A 24,594-nucleotide genomic window follows, 5' to 3' on the forward strand; every position below is an offset into this window, starting at 1 on the left:
AACCAATATTTGGGGTTTTTCTACTCAAAATCTAATAGTTGAGTGGCTTTTATAAGTTCTTGGAGCGCATTAATTTTTGCATAGATTTTATTGAAAAATAAATTTCTTTCTTTTTCTCCAGCTGTATTTAAAAGTTTAGATCCTTTTAATTGTCTTTTTAAAAAAACTTCTACTTCTTTACATGTGGTACTATCTGTTGTAGCATAATACGATAGTAATGTAACTGGTACATATAAAGATTGTTGATGTGGTGTGCTTACAAGAACAGTATTGTTCATTAAATGCAATTCATTGTGGTAAAACAAAAACTGGTCCTCCTGAATAGAAATTTTATGAAAGATCTTCTGTATAATCTCTTTTAATAACGTACATAATTGTATAGCAGTGTCAGTGTTTAGCTGCCCAGCTTTATGATAAAAGTGTATTTGTTTTAAAGAGCTATTTATAGTGGTAATATCCCACATTTCAGTAATATTTAAGTTCTGGTATAGACTTTCTAATTTTTTAGCAGCTTGTATAAGAGCTAAACTTGGCGTAAAATCTTCAAAACTTTTTGTATGAAACGATGGGTCTAACAGTTTAAGCCAAGCATAGTATTTAAAAGAACTAAAATCATTATGCGATAAGTGATAAAAAATAGGAATGTCTTTTGCAGAATAGAGCACTCTACTTTCCTTTTGTTTGATGAGTGGAAGTAATGAGTTGTATGAGTTTTTAAAGTATTGTATTAAATCGTTCTCACTACAAATGCTTTTTATTTTTTCAACAGCGATATAGGTTTCTTTTACAGAACCAAATAAGCGATCTAAAGAAATATTAAAATATTTAGCCAGTAAAACACTTTCTTTTAAAGAGAACTTGCTTTTTAAACTCACCCTTCTATGTGCTGCATCATAGCTTATTTGTAAAGCGATGGCTACTTGTTCTATTAAAGAAGTATTTTCAGGGATACTACTCTGTAGGTAGTGTACTAATTCTTTTTGAAACATCATTCAATATAATTAATTTTTTGTGATAATCGCAAAAAATTAATTATTCAATTGTAATAGATAATATTTAAAATGTGATTATTGCAATAATTTTGAAATCAAATTTAAATTCAAAAAAATGAAAACAAAGATTTCAATTTTAAGTTTTTTCTTGTTTGCTATTACCATGTGTGGTCAAAGTGATGATGTAAAGTATATGTTTGATAATAAACCTTCTTTTAAAATAGGAGGTGGGGTTTTTATTCCACAAGATCAATCAACTGATGTTTTAGGGATTTCGCCACTTATTGAAGTGAGTTTATCTTATAAAATTAGAAAAAAGAAAGCTATAGCCTTTGTTACACAGTTTGTAATACCAAACCAGAAAGAAGATTTTATTTATAGAAGAACTATAGATACATTAAGTGCTAGGGCTACTTTTATGATGAATGCTTTTTTACGTTTTGATAAAAATATGATTCAAAAAGAAAATAGTAAGTTAGTTTTAAATTTAGGCTTAGGCCTATCAAATATAACTACAGATGCTAGAAATCCATTTTATGAAGGTGATGAAGGGCAGACTAAATATGAAAATATCAGCGCTATATTAGTAACACCTGGCTTAGAATGGGAAGTGAAAACAAAATATAGTGTTTTTACGATTGGATTAAATGTACAATATGCTCCCTATAAATTAGAAGGCGCCTTAGAAGATAATATTGGGAGTTTGTTTTATGTTCCTAAGATTGCGTATCAGTTTTAAAAATAATTATTTATAATAAATTATTGGATAATACCTAATAGATGTCATTAAGTATAGGAGATTATAGTCTAAAAAACAGCGTTTTTAAATCTTTAACTGTATTTTAGCTATGACTTTAACCTTACTTATTGTTTAATGCCATTATTATTTCGCTATGCGTTAGCATTTTTATTTTTATTACCGTTTTTAAGTATTTCGCAAAATAACAAACCTTTTAATTATTTTGGCTCAGATCTGCTAATAGGTTATTTAAGCGACTCCAATACAGGATTTCCAGAACGGAAATTACAAAAAAGTGTTTTTTTAAAGATCGGAAAGCTACATTCTGGTAAAAATGAAGATTGGGCATATTACTTAAATAAACCTAAAACGGGTATTTCTTTTGTGTTTTCTGATTTTGGGAATAAAAACCTTTTGGGATATGCATACAACCTTATGCCTTATATAGAATTTTCTGTTGCAAAACATTTTAATATGTATGTGGCTTTTGGAGGATCTTATGTAACAAAAAAGTACAATCTAGAAACGAATGCTTTTAATAAAGGAATTTCTACAAATTTAAACTGGACTTACAACACTATTTTTTATTATGATTTTCTAAATAACAAAAATGCTATTTGGAGATTGGGTTTGGGTTATATGCATTATTCAAATGGACATACCAAAAAACCAAACAAAGGATTTAATTCAGCACTTTTTTCGGTTTCTACTAACTTTGGGAAGCATATATCTAGTTATAAAAATATAGAAGTTAACCCGCCAGAAAAACAATTAGAATGGTTTTACACTGGGCGTTTTGGAATTGGTGTCAATTCTTTCTCTAGAGTTTTTAATTCACAAAAACCTGTTTTTAGTACTGCATTTTCCGCTGGTAAAATCATCAATAAGACCTACAAATTTGGAGTGGGGCTATACTATAATTTTTATCAACACTATTATGACTATATAGTTAATGATGGTGCTTTAATTCGTGAACAAGAACCTAATTTTAAAAAACACCCTATATTAAATGCCTCTAGTTTTGGCGTATTTGGTAGTGCAGAACTTTTACTTAATCATGTGGGAATGGAAATAAATATTGGGTTAAACTTTCATAAACCTTTTTATAAAATAGATTGGCAAATAAATGAGAATGAAGGTTTTTCTTTTCTTTCAGCTAATGGTGAAGAAATTGTAAAGCCAGGCGAATTGAATACTTATTTTGAAATTAAACGCTTTGCATCTAGTAGAATGGGTCTAAAATACTATCTTTTTAATACAAATAAAATGCCCAAAAATAATTTCTTTATAGGAGCTTTTATTAACGCAAATTTAGGTCAGGCAGATTTTAGTGAACTTACTATAGGGTATGTACATCGGTTGCCCATAAAAAATGATGTAAAAAAATAACATCTGCAAAGTTTAAAACTTTGCAGATGTTATACCATCAAAAAAGAAAAATTTAATCTTCTTTTTTACTTTCTCTAGGTTTTCTATCGTCTCTACGATTATCGCGTCCGCGATTATCTCTACCTCTATTATCACGTCCACCTCTGTTATTATCTCTAGGTGGTCTGGCAACATAACCCTCTGGTTTTGGTAAAATTGCTTTTCTAGATACTTTCTCTTTACGAGTTCTTGAGTCTATACCAAAGTATTTTACATCAAAAACATCACCCATGTTTACCACATCAGAAACATTTTCTGTACGTTCCCAAGCTAGTTCACTTACATGTAATAATACCTCGTTTCCTGGAGCATCTGTATATTCAACAACAGCCCCAAAATCTAACATTTTAATTACTTTTACTTCGTAAACGCTGCCTACTTCTGGTTTAAATAATAAAGAATCTATTTTAGCCTCTACAGCAGCAATACCGTCAGCGCCAGTACCTAAAATTTCAACAATACCTTCTTCGGTAACAGGGTCTTCATTAATAACAATGGTACAACCTGTTTCTTTTTGAAGTTCTTGAATTACTTTACCTCCAGGACCAATTAATGCACCAATAAATTCATTAGGAATTCTTCTGGTAATCATTTTTGGTGAGTGCGATTTAACATCTGCATTAGGAACCGCAATAGTATCTGTTAATTTACCTAAGATATGTAAACGACCTTCGCGAGCTTGTTTTAAAGCATTTACAAGAATTTCATAAGACAAGCCTTTCACTTTAATATCCATTTGGCAAGCAGTAATACCATCAGCAGTACCAGTAACTTTAAAATCCATATCGCCTAAGTGATCTTCATCTCCTAAAATATCAGATAATACGGCATAATTTCCAGAATCTGCATCAGAAATTAAGCCCATAGCAATACCAGAAACAGGTTTCTTTAATTGTACCCCAGCATCCATAAGTGCCATAGTTCCAGAACAAACTGTTGCCATAGATGAGGAACCATTAGATTCTAATACTTCCGAAACCACACGTACAGTGTAAGGGCAATCAGCTGGTATCATGCCTTTTAAGGCACGTTGCGCTAAATTACCATGACCAACTTCTCTACGGGATGTTCCTCTAATAGGTCTTGCTTCTCCAGTAGAAAAAGGAGGGAAGTTATAGTGTAAATAAAAAGTTTCTTCGCCTTCATATGAAGGCATATCTATTTGATTCGCTTCTCTAGAAGTTCCTAAAGTAACTGTTGCTAATGCTTGTGTTTCTCCACGGGTAAATATAGAAGAACCGTGTGTAGAGGGTAAATAATCTACTTCGCACCAGATAGGTCTAATTTCATCTGTTTTACGACCATCTAAACGCAAACCTTCTTTTAAAGTTAAATCTCTAACTGCAGCTTTTTCAGCTTTAGCGTAGTACTTAGAAACCAACCCGCCAAAATCTTCTAATTCTTCTTCAGAAAATGTAGCTTTTATTTCTTCTTTAATTTCTGCAAATGCAGCACCTCTTTCATGTTTTGCAGAACCTGCTTTAGCTACAGCATATACTTTGTCGTATGCCATGCCATGAATTTTTTGTGCTAATACTTCATCTTCTCTTTCTGGCTCGTATTCACGTACTTCTTTTTTACCAAAAGCTTCAGCTAATTTTAATTGTGCAGCACATTGTACTTTAATAGCCTCATGTGCAAATTTGATAGCTTCTGTCATTTCTTCTTCAGAAATCTCATCCATTTCACCTTCAACCATCATAACGGAATCAGCAGAAGCACCTATCATCATGTCAATATCAGACTCGGCTAGTTGCGCTCTTGTTGGATTAATGATAAACTCTCCATTAATACGACCAACACGGGCTTCAGAAATAGCACATTCAAAAGGGAAATCTGATAATTGAATCGCAGCAGAAGCGGCTAAACCAGCCATTGCATCTGGCATTACATCTTCATCATGAGACATTAACTGTATCATCACTTGCGTTTCCGAATGGTAATCTTTTGGAAATAACGGACGTAAAACACGATCTACTAAACGCATCGTTAATACTTCGCCATCACTTGGTCTTGCTTCTCTTTTAAAGAAACCTCCAGGGTAACGCCCAGCAGCAGCAAATTTCTCCCGATAATCTACAGTAAGGGGTAGGAAATCTACATCACTTTGTTTGTAATTGGAAACTACTGTACATAATAACATACATTTTCCAGATTGAACAACAACAGAACCGTGTGCCTGTTTTGCTAATTTTCCGGTTTCGATAGAAATTTCTCTACCGTCACCAAGGTCTATGACCTCTCTAAATACTTTTGGAATCATAAATTTGATTTATAACTTGCACTATTTTTAACAAGTTAATTAAACAATGGTCTTTGCGTCTTACCTAGACGGACAGTGTTGTGTTGTTGTAGTTGTGTGCGACCAATGAAAAACTATTTGCAAGCTTTTTTACGTTAAACTCGTTATCATACATAACAAGTTTTTGCAAAAGTACTGATCCTAAAATCAGTATATTAAAAAGGGGAAAAGCTAAGCTTTTCCCCTTTTTTGAAAATTATTTTCTAATATTTAATTCTTTTATTATTGCACGGTATCTGGTGATATCTTTTTTGATTAAATAATCTAAAAGACTTCTTCTTTTACCTACTAGTTTTACTAGAGAACGCTCTGTATTATAATCTTTACGATTGTTTTTTAAGTGACCCGTTAAATGATTGATACGGTGTGTAAACAAAGCGATTTGCCCCTCAGCAGAACCTGTGTTTTTTTCATCTTTGCTGTATTTTTTAAAAATATCAGCTTTTACTTCTTTTGTTAAATACATTCCAATATTATTTTAAATGATTTTTATGTATGTGATTGATTTTCAATCTGGGCGCAAATATACAATTATTCTGTAAACTGAATTATTATTTTAAAATAATATCTGCTTATTGAGGTGTGTTAATTGTAGGTAATGTTAGTTCCTTATCATTTGGAATCGTAAATTCAATATCATTCTTTGGTTTAAAATGCACAACCATTAGGTAGTGGCGCCTCGTTTTCTAGAGTTTTTGCAAAATCAATTTCCAGTTCTGTAGCAGTAAACCCTCCAGAAACATTTCCTTCTAAGGCATTAACGCCATAGCTAGAATTATTCATATGTACTCTTATATATACTTGCTGATCTCTAGAAATTGCTATGGGACCTCCAGAACGTGTAAAAGGTTGTTCATTTACATGGCTATGTCCTAAAACTCTTCGATAAATTAAATTTCCTTCTAAATCAATTACTTCCCACCAATCTGCGTACTGATCACAGCCTGTGTCTGGACTTCTCACCGTTACACTAAAACGGTATTCATTTTCCGAGCCAGAAACGCTTACATTGGTTACTGCTCCTACACCATCAGTTTCTGTATTCGTTTCTGTATTGGTTTCGATATCTAAAGTATTTAAATCTTCGTTTATTTTATCGGTAGAACAGCTAGAAAGCCATAATAGGATACTTAAAAATAAAGTAGTAAATGATTTCATAACTAAATAATTAAGATTCTAAATTAAAAGTCTCTGAAACTAAGTTAGACTATTTTAACTAAAAGTAGAAGTTAAAATAGTCTAACACAAAGTATGTTTTAATACATACGTTTTTAATTTCGAACTGGATTATTCTGAATCAAGTCTATATAAAGATTAATTTTTTTCTTTAGGTCACTTCGATGTACTATAAAATCTAAGAATCCATGTTCTAGTACAAATTCAGCAGATTGAAACCCTTCTGGTAAATCTTTACCTGTAGTATCCTTAACTACACGGGGTCCTGCAAAACCTATTAAAGCACCTGGCTCAGCAATATTAATATCTCCAAGCATGGCATATGATGCAGTAGTTCCTCCTGTTGTAGGATCTGTTGATAAAGAAATATATGGCAAACCCGCTTCAGCTAGTTGCGCTAATTTGGCAGAAGTTTTTGCCAATTGCATTAAAGATAAGGCTGCTTCCATCATACGTGCACCACCAGATTTAGATATCATTAAAAAAGGTAATTTCTTTTTGATAGCGTAATCAATTCCTCTGGAAATTTTTTCACCAACAACACTTCCCATAGATCCACCTATAAAACTAAAATCCATACAAGCGATTACAATATCTTTACCTAAAGATTTGCCTATACCCACTCTAACAGCATCTTTAAGATTTGTTTTTTGTTGTGCAGCTTTCAATCGATCTGAATACTTCTTCGTATCTACAAATTTTAAAGGATCTTTAGAACTAAGTTTTGTATCTAATTCCTTAAACTTATTATCATCAAAAAGGATTTCAAAATATTCCTTACTACCAACTCTAACATGGTAATCATCTTCTGGACTTACATAAAAATTTTTGGCTAAATCTTCTGACTCTACAATTTTTCCTGTAGGCGATTTGTACCACAAACCTTTAGGAGTGTCTTTCTTTTCTTCCGTTGCTGTTTGTATTCCTTTTTCTGTTCTTTTAAACCAAGCTGACATAGACTGAATATTTAATTAAACGGATTCTTTTTTCTTTATAGTGTGTTTACATTATTAAGGTCTTCAAATGCCTTTTTTAAACGTGTTACAAATGTTTTTTCACCTTCACGTAACCATACTCTTGGGTCGTAGAATTTTTTATTAGGCTCATCAGCACCGTTAGGATTTCCTATTTGTGCTTGTAAAAAGTCTTTTTTATCTTGAACATAATCACGAACACCAGCTAAGAAAGCATATTGTAAATCGGTATCAATATTCATTTTTATTACACCATAGCTAATACCTTCTCTAATTTCTTCTACTGTAGAGCCAGAGCCACCATGAAAAACAAAATCGATATGATTGTGTTCAACCCCATATTTTTCAGAAATATACTCTTGAGAGTTTTTCAGGATTTTTGGAGTTAATTTCACATTTCCAGGTTTGTAAACACCGTGAACATTTCCAAAAGCAGCAGCAATTGTAAACCTAGGACTAACTTTAGAAAGTTCTTCGTAAGCATACGCAACTTCTTCTGGTTGAGTATATAGTTTAGAATCGTCTACATCAGAATTATCAACACCATCTTCTTCACCACCTGTAATACCTAATTCTATTTCCAGTGTCATATTCATCTTTGCCATTCTAGCAAGATATTCTTTACAGATTTCTATATTTTCTTCAATTGATTCTTCAGAAAGATCAATCATGTGTGAGCTAAATAAAGATTTTCCTGTTTCAGCAAAATGTTTTTCACTAGCTTCTAAAAGACCATCTATCCAAGGTAATAATTTTTTTGCGCAGTGGTCTGTATGTAAAATTACAGTAGCTCCGTATGCTTTTGCTAACTCATGAACATGTTTTGCACCTGCAACAGCACCAGCAATTGCAGCTTTTTGCCCTTCATTAGATAAACCCTTTCCTGCGTTGAATTGCGCTCCACCATTAGAAAATTGAATGATAACGGGTGCATTTAAGCTTGCTGCAGTTTCTAGAACACCATTAATGGTATCTGAGCCAATAACGTTTACCGCTGGTAATGCAAATCCTTTTTCCTTCGCATAATTAAATATTTCTTGTACTTCGTCTCCTGTTGCAACTCCTGGTTTTATGTTATGAGCCATAATTTTTAATTTCTAAATTTTTTGATGTATTAATTAAAAGGGCAAAAGTAATAAAATAATCATGTTTAAAAAGGATAGTTGATACCAATTTGTAATACTGAATTTGCAAAATTATAATCTCTAAACCATCTTTGAGAAGGTTCTTCTGCCGGATTATATGTTTTAAAGCCAACATCTACCCTAAAAACAAAATACGATAAATCGTAACGAAGGCCAAAACCTGTACCCAATGCGGTATCCGCTAAAGAGCTAAATCCATTAAAAGTAGCATCAGGATCATCTACATTATCAAATACATTCCAAATATTACCTGCATCAGCAAATAAGGCCCCTTTTATACTGCCCGCAATAGGAAAGCGATATTCTAAGTTTAATGCTAATTTGAGATTTGCTTCATTAAAATCATTTATGTTTTTTGTTTTTCCTGGTCCTAAAGAATAGGGTGTCCATGCTCTATTATCATAAGATCCTCCTCCAAAGTAACTTTTAATAAAAGGAATATTGTCCGAGTTTCCATAAGGAATAGCAATACCAAAAAAGCTCCTGAATGCTAAAATATTAGAACGTTGTAAATTCCAATGCTTTATAAAATTAAAATCTGTTTTTATATATTGAGAATAGGGTACATCTAAGATTGTTTTATCTCCATTTACGTCTTCATTAAAATCAATAGCTCTAGAAAGTAAGGATAAGATATTTCCAGCACTTTCTACATTAATACTGTATTGATAAAAACTGGGATCGGTTAAACTTTCTTTGTTGTTTTTACTAAAGGAATAATTGCTAGCAAAGATTAGGTTGTCTTCTATTAAGCGTTCTTTTCTTTCTGCGATACTATTTATGGCTCTAAATTGTTCTGGAGTTGAGGCTATTCGTCTTTCGGTAACAAATTCGATGAAATCATCAGCGCCATCTGGAATCCTTAAATCACGATTATCAGAATTGTCATAAAAATTAGAAAGCACAGGATTATTTTGGAAATTTTCTGCATCTGCAATGGTGTTTAATTGATTATAAGTGTTTCTATATACATTAAAAAAACGCATTGTATTTAAATTTCTAACAAGCTGAACATTTAATAACTCTAGATTATTTTTGGTATTACTAGATGGTGTCCAATTATACCCCAAAACGGCATTAAATGTTAACTTGTCTAAACCAATATTTTCTTGAAAACTAGACCCTATAGAAATTCTAGTTTTAGGGAGCATATAATTAGGAATAATTTTATCGGTATTAATAAGTGGAAACCATATTCTGGGAAAATCTAAACTAATATCTCCACCAAATTCAAGAATATTAAAAAACCGATCATTATTCGTTACATTGTTTTCAGCATTAGATGCCCCTAAATTTGCCCGACCACTAATACTTAAATTTTCTGCACCACCAAATATATTTCTAATATTTAAAGAGGGCGATACTACAATACCTGCTACTTGTATGTTAGAATGTGTTACATCTGTTTCTAAATTTAAGCTATATTTTTTTTGAGCTGATAAATAAATATTAGAAATTAAAGTGTTTTTTAAACTATCAGGCAAAAACTCAATATTTGGATATTTAAAATTATTTAAGTTATTAATTTGCCTGTAGGTTCTTAATCTATTTAAATCTGAGTAGACACTATCTTTTTTTAAGAAAATAGCATCAGTAAGTGCTTTAGGTTTGTATCTAAGCTTGTCTTTGTAATATATGGTATATCCGTTGTGCTTTATAGATTTTAGATCATTAGGATTATTGGTAAATAGGTGATCTGCAAAGATATTTACCTTATTTATAGTATAAACTTTATATTCGGTTTTAGTAATAGAATCGCCTCGCTTTTTTAGATTGTCTATTTTTAATTGTAGATTCATTTTTTGATCATTGCCTGCTACAGTTGTATCCGCAATGATATCATAGGTAATAGAACTTTCTTGAAAACCCCAAACACCATTATTTCTAAAAATTGCAGTAAGTCGATCTCTTTCATTATTAAAATTTTTAAAATCAAATTGTTTCTTATTTTTAATAAAAGACTCTTTTTGGTGTATTTTATAAATAGAATCTATAGCTTTTGAGGCGATTTTAGTAGTAGTAGAATCTATAAAAAATGGCTTCCCTAAATTTATTTTATAGCGTATAGAAGCTCGCTGTTTTCTTTTGGAACTATCTATTTCAAAAGTACTTTTAGCATTAAAATAACCTCTGTTTCCGTAGTATAATTTTAACCTGTTTAAAGATTTTTTTGTTTTGGAAGTATCTATGATTACGGGTGCTTCGCCAATCTTTTTAAGCCAATTACTATATCCAGTAGTAAAAAAAGATTCTCCTAAACGGTTCAGTTGTTTTTTTGATAAAAGGTTTTCTAAGCGTTTTTCTCTTTTTTCTTTTTTATGAAGCCAAGCCTGATAGGAAGAATCTGGGTTTTGTTTCGCTAAATTGTAAAGGTTTAATTTAAAGGGATACCCTAATATATTGCTATTTGGTTTTTGTATGATGAGGCTTTTAACATCTTCGGATATCACTTTTTCACCATCCACATAAATAGTATTGCTATTAAGTAAAAGTTCATCATCGTCTACTCTTTTTAGTGCATTACATGATGTAACAATGATACTTAATAATAATAAGCCTATTTTTACGCTGTTTTTTCTCAAATTCTAAAAGGGTCTCTTAAAAATCAAAAGTACATTATTTGTATGGTTGGTAAAAGTCAAATAAAATTTATAAAAAGCTTACAGCAAAAAAAGTACCGAAATCAGCATCAGCTTTTTGTTGTTGAAGGAAAAAAACTTGTGAATGAGCTTTTGGTTGCTCATTTTAACATCTATAAATTATATAGTACGGATGAAGTATTTGTTAAACAACATCAGGACAATGCTGTACTAATTACCGAGCTAGAGCTAAAAAAAATAAGCAATTTAAAAACTCCGAATACTGTTTTAGGGATTTTCAAAATTCCAGATCCAAAACCAATAAACGATCACGGTTGGGTGGTAGCCTTAGATGCTGTAAGTGATCCAGGAAATCTAGGAACCATAATTCGTTTGTGCGATTGGTTTGGAATACAACATTTACTTTGTGGGACGCATACCGTAGATTGTTATAATGCTAAAGTATTGCAAGCTACTATGGGGTCTATAACAAGAGTTAATATTGTTTATGCAGATTTAGAAACATATATAAAGAATGTTTCAATGCCAGTATTTGGAGCTTTTATGGATGGAGCACCTATTTACACTACTCAAATACCAGAAAAAGGTGTTTTAGTAATGGGTAATGAAGCAAATGGTATTTCCGATTCAATAGAAAAAGCGATTACAACTAAAATTAGTATTCCTCAGTTTGGAGAAAAAACTACAGAAAGCTTAAATGTGGCTACTGCAACGGCTATACTGCTAAATGAAATAAGAAGGGATTAAAAAAGTTTAAGAGTTTAGGCGCTATGCGCTAGTTTATAAGGTTATAAAAAAGTTTATGAGTTTAATTGTTTTGTGGTGTAAAAAAATATTTTCCTCTAACCTCTAACCTCTAACCTCTAACCTCTAACCTCTAACCTCTAACCTCTAACCTCTAACCTCTAACCTCTAACCGTAGCCCATTCTGTCCAAGAGCCATCATAAACTGCTTTAGGATTATCGTTTATTAATGTTGCTGCCAATAGTACAATACAAGCCGTAAGCCCAGAACCACAGGTAAACGTTAGTGGTTTTGTAGGAGCATCAATACTACTAAAAATTAATTTTAATTCTTCTTTAGTTTTAAACTTTCCATTATGTAAAACATTTTGAAAGGGAATATTTATAGAATTTTTAATATTTCCAGATCGTAACCTGTCTCTTGGTTCCGGTGCAGTACCATTAAACCTACCTTTGGAACGAGCATCAATGACTAGTGATTCTTGATTGGTTATATTTTTAGAAATAGCATTGATATCTTGTAAGGCGTTAGCATTAAAATTTGCTTTAAAACTACCTGACGGAAATGGTTTATTGGTTTTTTCTTCAGTTGCTCCTTCTTGTTTTATCCATTCAGGTAGACCACCATTTAATACAGTAACGTTTTCATGTCCCATGGTTTTAAACATCCACCAAACTCTTGGGCTTGTATAAATGCCTAAATTATCATAGATAACAAGGGTACTTTCGTTATTAATTCCTAGCTTTTTACATTCATCTTCAAATGCTTTTGGCGATGGTAAAGTATTTGGGAATGGACTGTTAGGATCGCTAAAATTATCTTTAAGATTAAAATAACGTGCGCCACTAATCTGAAGATTTTGGACATCTGTTTGCAGCCCAGATACATTAGATAAAGGACTACAGTCTAGAATAATTAAATTGGGGTGATTTAAATTTTCAGTGAGCCAAGAAGTAGATACAATTGGTGGTAACATTAGTATTTAAAAATTAACACCTAATATACTTTAAAATACTATTCAAAAGTAAAATTCACAAAAATTCCTCTTGTACGTAATCCGCTAAGATTACTTGTCCATGGACTATTTGGGTCGTTATCTGGAACCAATTCATCTGTAATAGCAAAAACACCTCTTATAGAAGGGGAAAACTTAAAGTATTCTAGATAAAAATCAATTCCAAAACCTAATTCATAATTAAACCCATTTTTTGTAGTTCTAAAAGTTCCAGAGCTATTATCGTCTAAGCGATCCTCATTACTGCTTAAATTTAAATATGCAGAAGCACCGCCAATAAGATAAGGTTTCCAGTTTCCAATTCGTTTTGTACTTACTTTTAGCAATAAAGGAAAATTAATGTATGTAGATTTAGCTTCTACAATTTGCCTGTTTACTCTTTCATTTGCAGGGAAAATATCAAATCCTGGGTCTCTAAAAGCGATATTTCTTTGTGTAAAAAAAAGTCCAGGCTCAAAGCGTAAATCTAAAAATTGATTAATACGCATTTCGCCAATAAGTCCTACATTAAAACCAATATTAGGAACTACTAAATTGTCTTCGCCATTAGGGAATCTGCCATTTACGTCCCGAGTATCGTTTATGTAATTAAATTTAAAATCATACTGATTAAAGCCAAGGAAGTAGCCCCAATTAAGGAATGCTTTATCCTCGTTTTCTAAATTTAAAACAGGTCTTTCATTAAACTGTGCTGTTGCCAATAAGCCTATCAATAGGCATATCAACAAGGAAAAAGTCTTCTTCATATTTTACTTTGTAGCTACATATATAGATGCTACCCCAAGTGTTTGGGGTTTGTTCTCTATAGCTATAAACCCAATTTTTCGTAAAATATTGTTGAAAGCTTCTCCATATGGAAAAACTGCTGCAGATTCTGATAGGTATTCGTAAGCAGAATTGTCTTTAGAAAACACCTTTCCTATTTTTGGTAAAATGTATTTGGTATAAAAGTGATAGCCTTGTTTATAAGGTGTTTTAGTAGGTATAGAAGTTTCTAAAACAACAAAAGTGCCTCCTTTGTTAAGGACACGATATATTTCTGAAAGTCCAGTTTCTAATGTTTCAAAATTACGAACACCAAAGGCTACAGTAATTGCATCAAAGGTATTATCTTCAAAAGGTAGGTTTTCACTATCACCTACTATCATATCTATTTGATCAGTAAGCTTTTTTTCTTGCACTTTTTTTTGTCCAACCTCTAACATGCCTGGAGAAATATCTAACCCTATTATTTTTGTAGCACCTGTTTTTACAAGATTAATAGCTAAATCCCCAGTTCCGGTGGCAATATCTAGGATAATTTGAGGCTGCTTTTTTTTAAGAATGGCTACCACGCGATTTCTCCATTTAATATCAATTCCAAAAGAAATAATACGGTTAAGACCATCATAATTTTTAGAAATTGTATCAAACATTTTTGTTACCTGTTCTTTTTTTCCTAAATCGGAATTTTTATATGGGGTAACTTTTTTGCTCATATCTGCTTTTTTTGCAAATATACAATATAGCACTAGCTTATGAATAGCTATTTATGAGTTATAAATGATCTGATTTGTAGTTTTTTAGTAAATAAATGTAAAGAAGAACAAAATAAAATTATGTAATTTTGTGTTAGTATAGAAACAGAAATCTATAAACCACTTGCATTAACAATGTTTTACTTTCTAATAGATTCCAATTTAAATAACTCCTAGTTTTCTAATAAATTAGGGAGCAGTTATATGCAAAACAATTTACATCATAAATGAAAATTATAATAGCAGGTGCTGGTGAAGTAGGGTTTCATTTAGCTAAATTACTTTCTTATGAATCACAAGATATCACCTTAATAGATACGGTTAAAGAAAGTTTGTCGTATGCAGATACGCATTTAGATATTAGAGTTTTAAGAGGCGATGCAACTTCTATTACAGTATTACAGGATGCACAGGTAGAAAGTTGTGATTTAGTAATTGGAGTAACTGCATCCGAAACTACAAATATTACTTTGTGTTTATTAGCTAAACAATTAGGTTGTACAAGAACTATTGCTAGAATTTCTAATACAGAGTTTATTGAGAATAAAGAAAAAATAAATTTTGAAGAACTCGGTATAGATGAATTGATTTCTCCAGAAGAACTAGCAGCAACAGAGATTCAAATGCTATTAAATAAATCAGCATTTAATGACACCTATGAATTTGAAAATGGCGCTTTAATTATGGCAGGTATTTCTTTGCCTAAATCTGCACCATTTGTAGGAAAAATGGTAAAAGAAGCTGCTAATATATTTCCGGAATTACATTTTATGCCAATTGCCTTGAAAAGATTGGGTACGCAAAAAACAATAATACCCAGAGGAGATACTGTTTTTAACGAAGGGGATCAGGTTTATTTTATCACTGTAAAAGAAGGAGTAGAAGAGCTGTATAAGTTAACAGCAATGGTCAATAGGGAAATTAAGAATGTTATGATTCTTGGTGGTAGTCAAGTTGGTTTTAAAACAGCCAGAGAATTGTGTACCAATAAGTTTAATGTAAAAGTTATAGAAAAAGATAAGGAAAAAGCATTTGATCTTGCAGATGATTTGCCCAATGCACTTATTATAAACGGCGATGGTAGAAATGTAGAATTGTTAGAAGAAGAAAGTTTAGAATCTATGGATGCCTTTATTGCAGTAACCGGAAACTCAGAAACGAACATTATGTCTTGTTTGGTTGCAAAATCTAAGCATATTAAGAAAACAATTGCCTTGGTTGAAAATATGGATTATTTTCAACTTTCGCATTCTATAGGAATAGATACGCTGATTAATAAAAAATTATTGGCTGCTAATAATATTTTTAGGTATATCCGTAAAGGTGAAGTGGTTGCTTTAACAAGGTTAAATAACTTAAATGCTGAGATTTTAGAGTTTATTGTAAAAGCAACTTCTGCTGTTACTGGAAAAATAATTAGAGAGCTTAACTTTCCCAAACAAGCTACTATTGGTGGTGTTATAAGAAATGATATAGGAATTATAGCCTTAGGAGATTTTGAAATTAAAGAAGGCGATAGAGTAGTGGTTTGCTGTATACCAAATGTAATTGGTAAAATAGAAAAGTTGTTTTTATAATGAGCCTTAACTACAAGATAATATTTCATTTAATGGGGCTTTTGCTCCTTTGTAATGGAGGTTTTATGTTGCTTGCGGCATTAGTAAGTGGTATATATGAAGATGGTGTAACATTAGATATAACATTAGCAGCTATTGTAACGATGCTGGTGGGAGTTCTTTCTATGTTTTATACCAAAGGGCATAAAAAAGAAGTAAAGCGTAAAGAGGGGTATCTTATTGTTACTTTTGGGTGGCTCGTAATGTCAGTATCTGGAATCTTACCTTATGTATTTTCAGGGAAAATACCTGATGTAACCAATGCTTTTTTTGAAACTATTTCTGGCTATACCACTACTGGAGCTTCAATTTTAGACGATATAGAAGCACTACCTGAGGGCATTTTGTTTTGGCGTAGTCTAACGCATTGGATTGGAGGAATGGGAATTATAGTTTTAGCAATAGCTATTTTACCATTGTTAGGTATTGGCGGGATGCAACTTTTTGCTGCCGAAGCGCCAGGACCTAGTACAGATAAATTACACCCAAGGATTACTGATACAGCAAAAAGGCTTTGGCTCATTTATGTGGGGTATACTGCAGCAGAAACCATATTGTTGAAATTGGCTGGGATGTCTTTTTTTGACGCAATTAACCATAGTTTGGCTACATTATCTACGGGAGGTTTTTCTACCAAAAATGCCAGTATGGCGTATTGGAATGATCAGCCTTTGATTCAGTATATCGTTATCTTTTTTATGTTTTTAGCAGGAAGCAACTTTGTGTTAAGTTATTTTGCTTTTAAAGGAAAAGTGCAAAAAATAATTAAAGACGAAGAATTTAAATTCTATAGTCTTGGTTTATTAGTTTTTTCAATATTAGTAGCGGTAGTTATTTATTTTAAAGCAGATGTTCCAGTGTCAGAATACCATCCTATGGTATATGGAGAAGCAGAGAGTTCATTTAGGCATTCTTTATTTCAAATTATAGCTGTAGTTACTACAACAGGTTTTGTAACAGCAGATTTTACAAGTTGGACTCCATTTATAACCATATTTTTCTTCGGATTAATGTTTTCTGGAGGGTCTGCAGGATCTACTGCAGGAGGTATTAAAGTTGTGCGTCATCTGATCATTATTAAAAATGGATTGTTAGAATTTAAACGAACCTTACATACTAATGCAGTTATTCCAGTGCGCTACAATAACAAAACAGTTAGAGAGCATATTGTTTATAATATTATAGCATTTTTTGTATTATACATGCTTACTTTTATCATTGGAGCCTTAGGTTTAGGGGCTTTAGGTTTAGATTTTGTTACCGCCATAGGAGGTGCTGCCTCATCTTTAGGTAATGTAGGTCCTGCTTTTGGAAGCCTTAATCCAGTGAGTAATTTTAATGGATTGCCCGATTTAGCAAAGTGGTGGTGTGGTTTTTTAATGCTTCTAGGGCGACTAGAACTTTTTACAGTTTTAATTCTTTTTACGCCATATTTCTGGAAAAAAACATAAATTGCTACTTATAAATTAATCCACCACACTTTAATTATGAGAACAGCATTAACCTTATTTGTTTTTTTAGGAATATTTTTTGTTGGTTTTTCTCAAACTCCTTTAAAGGAAAAAATAACTGTTTTTGCTTCTGATACTATTTCTGACGCTAAAATCTATTATGTTTTGGGACAAAATGGATTGTCATTAAGAAAAGAGCCTAATATTAGTTCTTTTAAGTATGGGATGTTGCCTTTTGCTACTTTAGTTGAGGTGGTAGAGCGAACGGATTTTTCTATTACTGTTAAAGATAATAGGCAATATGTTGAAGGAAATTGGGTTAAAATTAAATTTGATAATAGTTCAAATATAATTCCAGGAGCTATAAAAGAAGGCTATGTTTTTGATGGATACTTGGTTAAAAAGTCTGATTTTAATGAGTATATAGAGGCCTCTATTAGAGAGTTTGAAGTATTAGACGATTATAAAATATGCGAAGAAAATAGAGCTAAGTATTTATTTGGTGATTTTTTTGGTGATGGTAGAAAAGATCTCGTGTTGTTAGCAGATAATACTAAAACCAATACAAAGCATATTATTTTAATAAATTATGGAAAATCTAATGCAGTTCATATTTTAGGTAATGGTGAGGACCCATTGCATATAAAAGATTATGATTGGGCAACTATTTTTAAGAAAGTTCCACAAGGAGAAGCATTAGGTCTTGATCGTAAAAATAATTTTAAAGAGATTCCAAAACCAAAGAATATAAAATTAGAGTATGATGCTATAATGGTGAATACTTCAGAATTTAGTGATGGAGGTTTTATCTATTGGAAAGACAATAAATTTAATTGGTCAGAACAAGAATAAAATGATGTTGTCTTATAACATTTAAAAACCCTTAGTAAATTTAAATCCACTAAGGGTTTATATTATTATTGCTTTTGTATAAGAAGTACTCAATTAACGCACTACTTCTTTAATTCTTTTGATAGCTTCTATAATTTGTTCCTCACTAGCTGCATATGATATGCGAATACAATTTCCATTTCCAAAGGCATCACCAGTAACTGTTGCAACGTTAGCATTTTCTAATAGATACATAGAAAAGTCTGATGCATTATTGATTGTAGTACCATTTAATGTTTTTCCAAAAAAGGCAGTCACATCTGGATATACATAAAAAGCCCCTTCAGGTTCATTACATTTAAAACCTTCAATATCGTTTAATAAACCTAAAATTAACTTTCTACGTTCTTTAAATTTATCTACCATATAGTGGATGCGCTCGGGAGATTCTTCTAAAGCTGTAATTACGGCACGTTGTGCAATACAATTAGTTCCACTAGTTACTTGCCCTTGTAATTTGTTACAAGCACGGGCAATATGAGCGGGTGCACCAATGTATCCAACTCGCCAACCAGTCATTGCAAAAGCCTTAGCGACACCGTTTACAGTAACAGTACGGTTATACATATCATCAAATTCTGCCATAGATGCATGTGCCGTAACACCGTAATTTATATGCTCATAAATCTCATCACTAACAACAATAACCTGTGGGTGTTTTTTTAAAACGTCTGCAAGAGCTCTTAATTCTTCTTTGCTATAAATAGAACCACTAGGATTGCATGGTGAACTATACCAAAGCATTTTTGTTTTGGGGCTAATAGCAGCTTCTAGCTGTTGAGGTGTCATTTTAAAATCGTTTTCTATAGAGGTTTTTACTTCTACAGGAACACCATCAGCTAATTTTACTATATCACTATAACTTACCCAATATGGGCATGGTAAAATAACTTCATCTCCTTTATTAAGAGAAACTTGAGCTACATTATATAAGGCTTGTTTTGCTCCAGTAGAAACTACAATCTGAGGATATTCGTAACTTAAGTTATTATCTCTCTTAAATTTAGTAATGATGGCATCTTTTAATGCAACATATCCATCTACAGGAGTATATGAGTTGTAGTCATCGTTTACCGCTTGTATAGCGGCATCTTTAATATAATCTGGAGTATTAAAATCTGGTTCTCCTAAGCTAAGACCTATAATATCTTTTCCTTCAGCTCTTAATTCACGAGCTTTAGCTGCCATTTCTAGCGTTGCGGAAGGAGTTACACTATTAATCCTATCCGATAGTTGGTTGGTATTCATTTTTAAATCGTTTTTCTAATACTGTAAAGCTGGATTTTTACCTAACTCTTTTAAATGTTTGAAGTGCGAAATTATAGCTTTTCTCGTAGTTTTATATTCGTTATACGGTAAATTAAACTCTTTTGCTGTTTCTTTAACAATTTTAGCAATTTTTGTATAATGTACATGACTAATATTTGGAAAAATGTGATGTTCAACCTGATGGTTAAGTCCGCCTGTAAACCAATTTACGATCTTATTTTTTGTTCCAAAATTTACAGTGGTAAATAATTGATGAATCGCCCAAGTGTTTTTCATGTTCCCTTTTGCATCTGGTAAAGGGGTATCTGCATCATCAACTACATGTGCTAATTGAAAAGTAACACTAAGTATAACACCAGCAACATAATGCATTACAAAAAAACCAATTAAAATTTGCCACCAAGCAACATTCTCTAAAATAAGCATTGGCAGTACAATCCAAATAGAAATGTAAATTATTTTTGTAACCACTAATTTACTCCAATTAATGAATGGATTAGGTAATTTTCCATAAGCTAATTTTCTTTTTGTATAGCGATACATTTGTTGAAAATCGGTAGTAATAGCCCAATTAAAAGTTAATAAACCATATAGAAAAACGGAATAAAAATGTTGAAATTTATGATGTTTATGCCATTCGGCATGTTTTGAGAAACGTAAAATTCTACCTGCTTCTAAATCCTCATCATGTTCGTGAATATTTGTATAAGTATGGTGCAAAACATTATGCTGTACTTGCCAGTTGTAGACATTACCAGCTAAAATATAGATGCTGCTACCCATTAATTTGTTAAGCCACTTTTTGTTAGAATATGACCCATGATTTCCATCGTGCATCACATTCATGCCAACTCCAGCCATACCAACACCTATAGTTATGGTTAGTAGTAAATTAGCCCAGATGGGTAAGCCTAAAGTTAATATTAGAAAGTATGGGGCTAGAAATAAAGTAAACATTATTGCTGTTTTTACATGCAATTTCCAATTGCCAGTTTTCTTTATTTTATTTTCTTTGAAGTAATCGTTTACTCGTTTATTTAATGTCTTAAAAAAATGTGCTGAATCCTTTCTGGAAAATCGAATGGTTTCTGTACTCATAATTATATTTTTTTGGTAAAGATAAGTGAATTCATAATCAGTAGTTCAAAATAGACTCTTAAAATGGTAATAATTATGATATATAATATGCTATTTTTGTCAAAATTTTACGCAATAATGAACGTAGCGCATATCTATCATCTTTTTCCAAGTTTAACAGATCTACAGAAACAACAATTTTCTTTATTAGCTGAATTATATAAGGACTGGAATGCAAAAATAAATGTAGTTTCTAGAAAAGATATAGATGAATTGTATCTAAGACACGTACAACATTCTCTCGGTATTGCTAAAGTTCAACAATTTTTACCAGGCTCAAAAATTTTAGATGTAGGTACAGGTGGTGGTTTTCCTGGGATTCCATTAGCAATTCTATTCCCTGAAACTCATTTTACTTTAGTAGATTCTATAGGTAAAAAAATTAAAGTAGTAGAGGAAGTTGTTGCTGGTCTAGGCTTAACAAATGTTACTGCAATTAATGCTAGAGTAGAAGAGGTAAAAGATAAGTTCGATTTTATTGTAAGTAGAGCAGTTGCAGCAATGCCTACATTTACATTTTGGGTAAAAGGTAAAATCAAAAAAGAATCACTCCATGAACGTAGAAATGGAATTTTATACTTAAAAGGTGGTGATCTATCCGAAGAATTAAAAGATTACAGAAACGCTGAAATCTTTAAACTATCAGATTATTATAAAGAAGACTTCTTTGAAACTAAAAAAGTGGTTTACTTGCCAATAAAATATAAAGGCTAATTAGCTGTGCGCTACACGTAATAAATTTTGATATGATGTTCTACACGTTTTAGCATACTCTTTTAATGCAGTGTATAAGTTGTGTTTTTTTCTTTTTTCACTATCAATTTTAAATATCCCGCTTTTCATAAGTAACTGGTTTTTTGGTGTATGTAAAGAATTAAAGATATAATTTTTACCAATAATTTACAATTAATTAACGTTAAATTTACATTGATATTGTGCTGGTAATTGTTTTTAGTGCATAAAAACGAATTATTTTTAAATATAAAACACTCACTTGTAGTGTTTTATAAATTCACATCACAAGAAAAATTAGCACCCTGCCATATGATCTGTTCATTTTCAATTTCAGAGAAAAGATTTGAGTTTAGTTCTAATGCGTTTCCTTCACAATCAAGAGGCGGGGCAATTACTTTGTCAATTAAAGGGTTACAATCTTTATAGAAAAAGATAGTTTCATTATTTAAGATTGCTTGTGTAATATAGCAATACTGAATATCAGTAGAAGTGCTTTGTTCTCTTCTTTCAATTTCAGCTTTTAGCCAAGCTAATTCCTCAACAGGGTTGCTTACATCACAAGCGGCTGTTATGGTTAAATTATTGTTATTTGATGAGCATGATAAAATACCTATTAATAGAACTAATACGATACTGATTTTTTTCATTGTACATTTTTTAAAAAGATGCATTTTTGTTTAATAGGTTGCGTAGGCCTATAAAAACTAAAACCTATGTTTTTATTAAAAACATAGGCTTCAGGAAATATTATTATTAAATAATTAGCCTAAAAAAGGATATCTGTAATCTACTGGTGTTACAAAAGTTTCTTTTATTAATCTAGGAGATACCCAGCGTAATAAATTTTGAGCGGAACCAGCTTTATCATTTGTTCCAGAAGCTCGCGCACCACCAAATGGTTGTTGGCCTACAACAGCACCAGTAGGCTTATCATTTACATAAAAATTACCTGCGCAATTTTCTAATGCCTTTGTTGCTTCATCAATAGCATAACGGTCTGTAGAAAGTACAGCACCTGTTAATGCATACTCAGAAGTGCTATCAACTAATTTTAAGGTTTCAGACCAATCGTTATCATCATAAACATAAATAGTAACTACAGGACCAAAAAGCTCAGTTTCCATAGTGGTGTACTTTGGATCTGTAGTAACAAGAATGGTAGGTTCTATAAAGTAGCCCTTAGATTTATCATAATTACCACCAGCTACAATTTCTACATTGCTATCTTTTTTGGCCTGATCTATATACGAAGCTAATTTATCAAAAGAGCCTTCATGGATTACAGCGGTAATAAAATTAGACATGTCTTCTGGAGAGCCAGGTTTGTTCATAGAGGCTAGTGCTGTTTTAGCACGTTCTATAATTTCTGAAGCAGTAGATTTTGGAAGATACACTCTAGAGGCAGCACTACATTTTTGACCTTGAAATTCAAAGGCGCCACGAACAATAGCTGTAGCTACTTGTTGTGGATTTGCAGATTTATGTGCTACTATAAAATCTTTCCCACCAGTTTCTCCAACAATTTTAGGATAGGTTTTATACGTATGAATGTTATTTCCTATTTGTTTCCATAATTCTTTAAAAACATAGGTAGAACCTGTAAAATGTAAGCCTGCAAAATCAGGACTTGCAAGTGCTGTTTCTGTAATCATTACAGGATCTCCATAAACTACATTGATAACTCCATCAGGAAGGCCAGCTTCTTTAAAAATATCAACAATTACTTTTGCTGAAAATATTTGACTATCACTTGGTTTCCAAACCACTACATTACCCATCATTGCAGCACTTGCAGGTAAATTACCTGCAATAGCGGTAAAATTAAAAGGAGTAATAGCATAGACAAAACCTTCTAATGGTCTGTATTCTACTCTATTCCAAATGCCTTTTGCAGAATCTGGTTGTTCTTCATAAATCTGAGACATGTACTCTACATTAAAACGTAGAAAATCTATAAACTCACAAGCTGCATCAATTTCGGCTTGATGTATGGTTTTAGATTGCGCAATCATAGTAGCGGCATTTATCTTTGCACGATAGGGACCAGCAATAAGTTCTGCTGCTTTTAAGAAGATAGCGGCACGTTGTTCCCAAGTAAGGCTAGCCCATGGAGTTCTAGAAGCTAAGGCATTGGTAATAGCTTTAGATATATGCTCTTTTTCTGCAATGTGATAGTGCCCCACAATATGCTTATGATCATGTGGAGGAGACATTGGTTTTGTGTTTCCAGTCTTTATTTCTTCTCCACCAATATATAGTGGTACATCAACGGTACTGTTAAAATATTTTTTATACTGATTTAATACGTCTTCTCGCTCTGGAGAACCGGGTGCATACCCTTTAATTGGTTCGTTTATTGCTGTTGGAACCTGAAAAAATCCTTTACCCATTTTTCACTTGTTTTTTAATTATAAAAAGTCAACTCAAAGGTACTAAAACCTAAAAGGAGAAAAAACAAATAAAAAAATAAAGATTAGTTTAAGGTAAATGGTGCACTGAACTTAAAAGTAGGAATGTAAACCCTAAATTTTTCAGTAGAAGTGAAATTTACCATATTATAATGCCCTTTCATAGCGCCTACAGTTGATGTAAGGAGGCATCCAGAGCTGTACGTATGTGATTCTCCAGGCTGAATTACTGGTTTTTTTCCAATAACACCCTCACCATCCAGAAATTCTACTTCATTTAAAGAGTCATAAATTTGCCAATGCCTAGAAGTAAGTTGTACAGCATCTTTACTTTGGTTTTCAATAGTAATCGTATACCCAAAAGCATAATGTGTCTTGTAGTTTTTAAAGAATGTGCCTTCAAAACTAGTTTGAACTGATATTTTTATCCCCTTTGTTATTTGAGTAGTCATAA

Annotated in this window: 22 protein-coding genes; 7 read left to right on the forward strand and 15 right to left on the reverse strand. The window is 32.0% G+C overall.

Features of this window, described 5'->3' with window-relative positions; genetic code table 11:
- Positions 1 to 20 precede the first annotated feature (20 nt).
- A complete protein-coding gene (locus ACZ451_RS10540; protein ID WP_464212173.1) occupies positions 21 to 992 on the reverse strand; it encodes a hypothetical protein in 972 nt (323 codons plus the stop codon).
- Positions 993 to 1,107: 115 nt separating this feature from the next.
- Here ACZ451_RS10540 and ACZ451_RS10545 point away from each other — a divergent pair, with 115 nt between their 5' ends.
- A complete protein-coding gene (locus tag ACZ451_RS10545; protein ID WP_464212175.1) occupies positions 1,108 to 1,731 on the forward strand; it encodes a hypothetical protein in 624 nt (207 codons plus the stop codon).
- Positions 1,732 to 1,866: 135 nt separating this feature from the next.
- The gene (locus ACZ451_RS10550) at positions 1,867 to 3,120 is read left to right on the forward strand and encodes an acyloxyacyl hydrolase (RefSeq protein WP_464212177.1); all 1,254 of its coding nucleotides are present in this window, start codon (positions 1,867 to 1,869) and stop codon (positions 3,118 to 3,120) included.
- Positions 3,121 to 3,172: 52 nt separating this feature from the next.
- Here ACZ451_RS10550 and ACZ451_RS10555 read toward each other — a convergent pair whose 3' ends face one another.
- From ACZ451_RS10555 to tamL, 6 genes are all read right to left on the reverse strand, one after another.
- Complete coding sequence (locus ACZ451_RS10555) at positions 3,173 to 5,422, reverse strand: polyribonucleotide nucleotidyltransferase (RefSeq protein ID WP_464212179.1); 2,250 nt, start codon at positions 5,420 to 5,422, stop codon at positions 3,173 to 3,175.
- A 235-nt stretch (positions 5,423 to 5,657) separates the two neighbouring features.
- Positions 5,658 to 5,927, reverse strand: a complete 270-nt coding sequence (gene rpsO / locus ACZ451_RS10560) for a 30S ribosomal protein S15 (RefSeq protein ID WP_464212181.1) — start codon at positions 5,925 to 5,927, stop codon at positions 5,658 to 5,660.
- A 182-nt stretch (positions 5,928 to 6,109) separates the two neighbouring features.
- Positions 6,110 to 6,619 carry a hypothetical protein gene (locus tag ACZ451_RS10565; RefSeq protein WP_464212183.1) on the reverse strand — a complete coding sequence of 170 codons (510 nt, stop codon included), beginning with the start codon at positions 6,617 to 6,619 and terminating at the stop codon, positions 6,110 to 6,112.
- 113 nt (positions 6,620 to 6,732) lie between these two features.
- Positions 6,733 to 7,593 carry an acetyl-CoA carboxylase, carboxyltransferase subunit beta gene (gene accD / locus ACZ451_RS10570; RefSeq protein ID WP_464212185.1) on the reverse strand — a complete coding sequence of 287 codons (861 nt, stop codon included), beginning with the start codon at positions 7,591 to 7,593 and terminating at the stop codon, positions 6,733 to 6,735.
- Positions 7,594 to 7,628: 35 nt separating this feature from the next.
- Positions 7,629 to 8,696: a class II fructose-bisphosphate aldolase gene (gene fbaA, locus ACZ451_RS10575; protein WP_464212187.1), complete on the reverse strand. Its 1,068-nt coding sequence runs from the start codon at positions 8,694 to 8,696 to the stop codon at positions 7,629 to 7,631.
- Between the two features lie 65 nt (positions 8,697 to 8,761).
- The gene (gene tamL, locus ACZ451_RS10580) at positions 8,762 to 11,338 is read right to left on the reverse strand and encodes a translocation and assembly module lipoprotein TamL (RefSeq protein WP_464212189.1); all 2,577 of its coding nucleotides are present in this window, start codon (positions 11,336 to 11,338) and stop codon (positions 8,762 to 8,764) included.
- A gap of 42 nt (positions 11,339 to 11,380) precedes the next feature.
- On the opposite strand from tamL, the gene ACZ451_RS10585 reads away from it, so the two are divergent.
- On the forward strand, positions 11,381 to 12,103 hold the full coding sequence (locus ACZ451_RS10585; protein WP_464212191.1) for a TrmH family RNA methyltransferase: 723 nt from the start codon (positions 11,381 to 11,383) through the stop codon (positions 12,101 to 12,103).
- 158 nt (positions 12,104 to 12,261) lie between these two features.
- Here ACZ451_RS10585 and ACZ451_RS10590 read toward each other — a convergent pair whose 3' ends face one another.
- From ACZ451_RS10590 to ubiE, 3 genes are read right to left on the reverse strand one after another with little or no spacing between them, the layout of a single operon-like run.
- Positions 12,262 to 13,077 (reverse strand): sulfurtransferase, encoded by an 816-nt coding sequence (locus tag ACZ451_RS10590; RefSeq protein ID WP_464212193.1) that lies wholly within the window; start codon positions 13,075 to 13,077, stop codon positions 12,262 to 12,264.
- A gap of 38 nt (positions 13,078 to 13,115) precedes the next feature.
- Positions 13,116 to 13,862 (reverse strand): type IX secretion/gliding motility protein PorT/SprT, encoded by a 747-nt coding sequence (porT, locus tag ACZ451_RS10595; RefSeq protein WP_464212194.1) that lies wholly within the window; start codon positions 13,860 to 13,862, stop codon positions 13,116 to 13,118.
- A gap of 3 nt (positions 13,863 to 13,865) precedes the next feature.
- Positions 13,866 to 14,594: a bifunctional demethylmenaquinone methyltransferase/2-methoxy-6-polyprenyl-1,4-benzoquinol methylase UbiE gene (gene ubiE / locus ACZ451_RS10600; protein WP_464212196.1), complete on the reverse strand. Its 729-nt coding sequence runs from the start codon at positions 14,592 to 14,594 to the stop codon at positions 13,866 to 13,868.
- Positions 14,595 to 14,860: 266 nt separating this feature from the next.
- Between ubiE and trkA the strand changes: the two genes are divergently transcribed.
- Genes trkA through ACZ451_RS10615 form a run of 3 tightly spaced genes read left to right on the forward strand, consistent with a single transcriptional unit; the run spans position 14,861 to position 18,552 of the window.
- A complete protein-coding gene (trkA, locus tag ACZ451_RS10605; RefSeq protein WP_464212198.1) occupies positions 14,861 to 16,210 on the forward strand; it encodes a Trk system potassium transporter TrkA in 1,350 nt (449 codons plus the stop codon).
- A complete protein-coding gene (locus tag ACZ451_RS10610) occupies positions 16,210 to 17,700 on the forward strand; it encodes a TrkH family potassium uptake protein (RefSeq protein ID WP_464212200.1) in 1,491 nt (496 codons plus the stop codon). The genes trkA and ACZ451_RS10610 overlap by 1 nt, the downstream gene beginning before the upstream one ends.
- Before the next feature lie 36 nt (positions 17,701 to 17,736).
- Entirely contained in the window at positions 17,737 to 18,552 is an 816-nt protein-coding gene (locus ACZ451_RS10615) for an SH3 domain-containing protein (protein ID WP_464212202.1), read from the forward strand.
- Between the two features lie 93 nt (positions 18,553 to 18,645).
- Here the strand turns inward: ACZ451_RS10615 and ACZ451_RS10620 are convergent, their stop codons facing one another.
- Positions 18,646 to 19,839, reverse strand: coding sequence for a pyridoxal phosphate-dependent aminotransferase (locus ACZ451_RS10620; RefSeq protein ID WP_464212204.1), 1,194 nt, complete (start codon positions 19,837 to 19,839; stop codon positions 18,646 to 18,648).
- A 15-nt stretch (positions 19,840 to 19,854) separates the two neighbouring features.
- Entirely contained in the window at positions 19,855 to 20,958 is a 1,104-nt protein-coding gene (locus ACZ451_RS10625; protein WP_464212206.1) for a fatty acid desaturase family protein, read from the reverse strand.
- 117 nt (positions 20,959 to 21,075) lie between these two features.
- Between ACZ451_RS10625 and rsmG the strand changes: the two genes are divergently transcribed.
- The gene (gene rsmG / locus ACZ451_RS10630; protein ID WP_464212208.1) at positions 21,076 to 21,711 is read left to right on the forward strand and encodes a 16S rRNA (guanine(527)-N(7))-methyltransferase RsmG; all 636 of its coding nucleotides are present in this window, start codon (positions 21,076 to 21,078) and stop codon (positions 21,709 to 21,711) included.
- A gap of 290 nt (positions 21,712 to 22,001) precedes the next feature.
- Here rsmG and ACZ451_RS10635 read toward each other — a convergent pair whose 3' ends face one another.
- From ACZ451_RS10635 to apaG, 3 genes are all read right to left on the reverse strand, one after another.
- Entirely contained in the window at positions 22,002 to 22,379 is a 378-nt protein-coding gene (locus ACZ451_RS10635) for a hypothetical protein (protein ID WP_464212210.1), read from the reverse strand.
- A 114-nt stretch (positions 22,380 to 22,493) separates the two neighbouring features.
- A complete protein-coding gene (pruA, locus tag ACZ451_RS10640) occupies positions 22,494 to 24,122 on the reverse strand; it encodes an L-glutamate gamma-semialdehyde dehydrogenase (protein ID WP_464212212.1) in 1,629 nt (542 codons plus the stop codon).
- Between the two features lie 83 nt (positions 24,123 to 24,205).
- Entirely contained in the window at positions 24,206 to 24,592 is a 387-nt protein-coding gene (apaG, locus tag ACZ451_RS10645; RefSeq protein ID WP_464212214.1) for a Co2+/Mg2+ efflux protein ApaG, read from the reverse strand.
- Positions 24,593 to 24,594: the final 2 nt, after the last annotated feature.

The organism is Allocellulophaga tsushimaensis (assembly GCF_055383085.1).

Bases quoted from the DNA above. Each gene is read 5' to 3' on its own strand.
- ACZ451_RS10540 (WP_464212173.1), bottom strand. From the start codon at position 992: ATGATGTTTCAAAAAGAATTAGTACACTACCTACAGAGTAGTATCCCT.
- ACZ451_RS10545 (WP_464212175.1), top strand. From the start codon at position 1,108: ATGAAAACAAAGATTTCAATTTTAAGTTTTTTCTTGTTTGCTATTACC.
- ACZ451_RS10550 (WP_464212177.1), top strand. From the start codon at position 1,867: ATGCCATTATTATTTCGCTATGCGTTAGCATTTTTATTTTTATTACCG.
- ACZ451_RS10555 (WP_464212179.1), bottom strand. From the start codon at position 5,422: ATGATTCCAAAAGTATTTAGAGAGGTCATAGACCTTGGTGACGGTAGA.
- rpsO (WP_464212181.1), bottom strand. From the start codon at position 5,927: ATGTATTTAACAAAAGAAGTAAAAGCTGATATTTTTAAAAAATACAGC.
- ACZ451_RS10565 (WP_464212183.1), bottom strand. From the start codon at position 6,619: ATGAAATCATTTACTACTTTATTTTTAAGTATCCTATTATGGCTTTCT.
- accD (WP_464212185.1), bottom strand. From the start codon at position 7,593: ATGTCAGCTTGGTTTAAAAGAACAGAAAAAGGAATACAAACAGCAACG.
- fbaA (WP_464212187.1), bottom strand. From the start codon at position 8,696: ATGGCTCATAACATAAAACCAGGAGTTGCAACAGGAGACGAAGTACAA.
- ACZ451_RS10585 (WP_464212191.1), top strand. From the start codon at position 11,381: ATGGTTGGTAAAAGTCAAATAAAATTTATAAAAAGCTTACAGCAAAAA.
- ACZ451_RS10590 (WP_464212193.1), bottom strand. From the start codon at position 13,077: ATGTTACCACCAATTGTATCTACTTCTTGGCTCACTGAAAATTTAAAT.
- porT (WP_464212194.1), bottom strand. From the start codon at position 13,862: ATGAAGAAGACTTTTTCCTTGTTGATATGCCTATTGATAGGCTTATTG.
- ubiE (WP_464212196.1), bottom strand. From the start codon at position 14,594: ATGAGCAAAAAAGTTACCCCATATAAAAATTCCGATTTAGGAAAAAAA.
- trkA (WP_464212198.1), top strand. From the start codon at position 14,861: ATGAAAATTATAATAGCAGGTGCTGGTGAAGTAGGGTTTCATTTAGCT.
- ACZ451_RS10610 (WP_464212200.1), top strand. From the start codon at position 16,210: ATGAGCCTTAACTACAAGATAATATTTCATTTAATGGGGCTTTTGCTC.
- ACZ451_RS10615 (WP_464212202.1), top strand. From the start codon at position 17,737: ATGAGAACAGCATTAACCTTATTTGTTTTTTTAGGAATATTTTTTGTT.
- ACZ451_RS10620 (WP_464212204.1), bottom strand. From the start codon at position 19,839: ATGAATACCAACCAACTATCGGATAGGATTAATAGTGTAACTCCTTCC.
- ACZ451_RS10625 (WP_464212206.1), bottom strand. From the start codon at position 20,958: ATGAGTACAGAAACCATTCGATTTTCCAGAAAGGATTCAGCACATTTT.
- rsmG (WP_464212208.1), top strand. From the start codon at position 21,076: ATGAACGTAGCGCATATCTATCATCTTTTTCCAAGTTTAACAGATCTA.
- ACZ451_RS10635 (WP_464212210.1), bottom strand. From the start codon at position 22,379: ATGAAAAAAATCAGTATCGTATTAGTTCTATTAATAGGTATTTTATCA.
- pruA (WP_464212212.1), bottom strand. From the start codon at position 24,122: ATGGGTAAAGGATTTTTTCAGGTTCCAACAGCAATAAACGAACCAATT.
- apaG (WP_464212214.1), bottom strand. From the start codon at position 24,592: ATGACTACTCAAATAACAAAGGGGATAAAAATATCAGTTCAAACTAGT.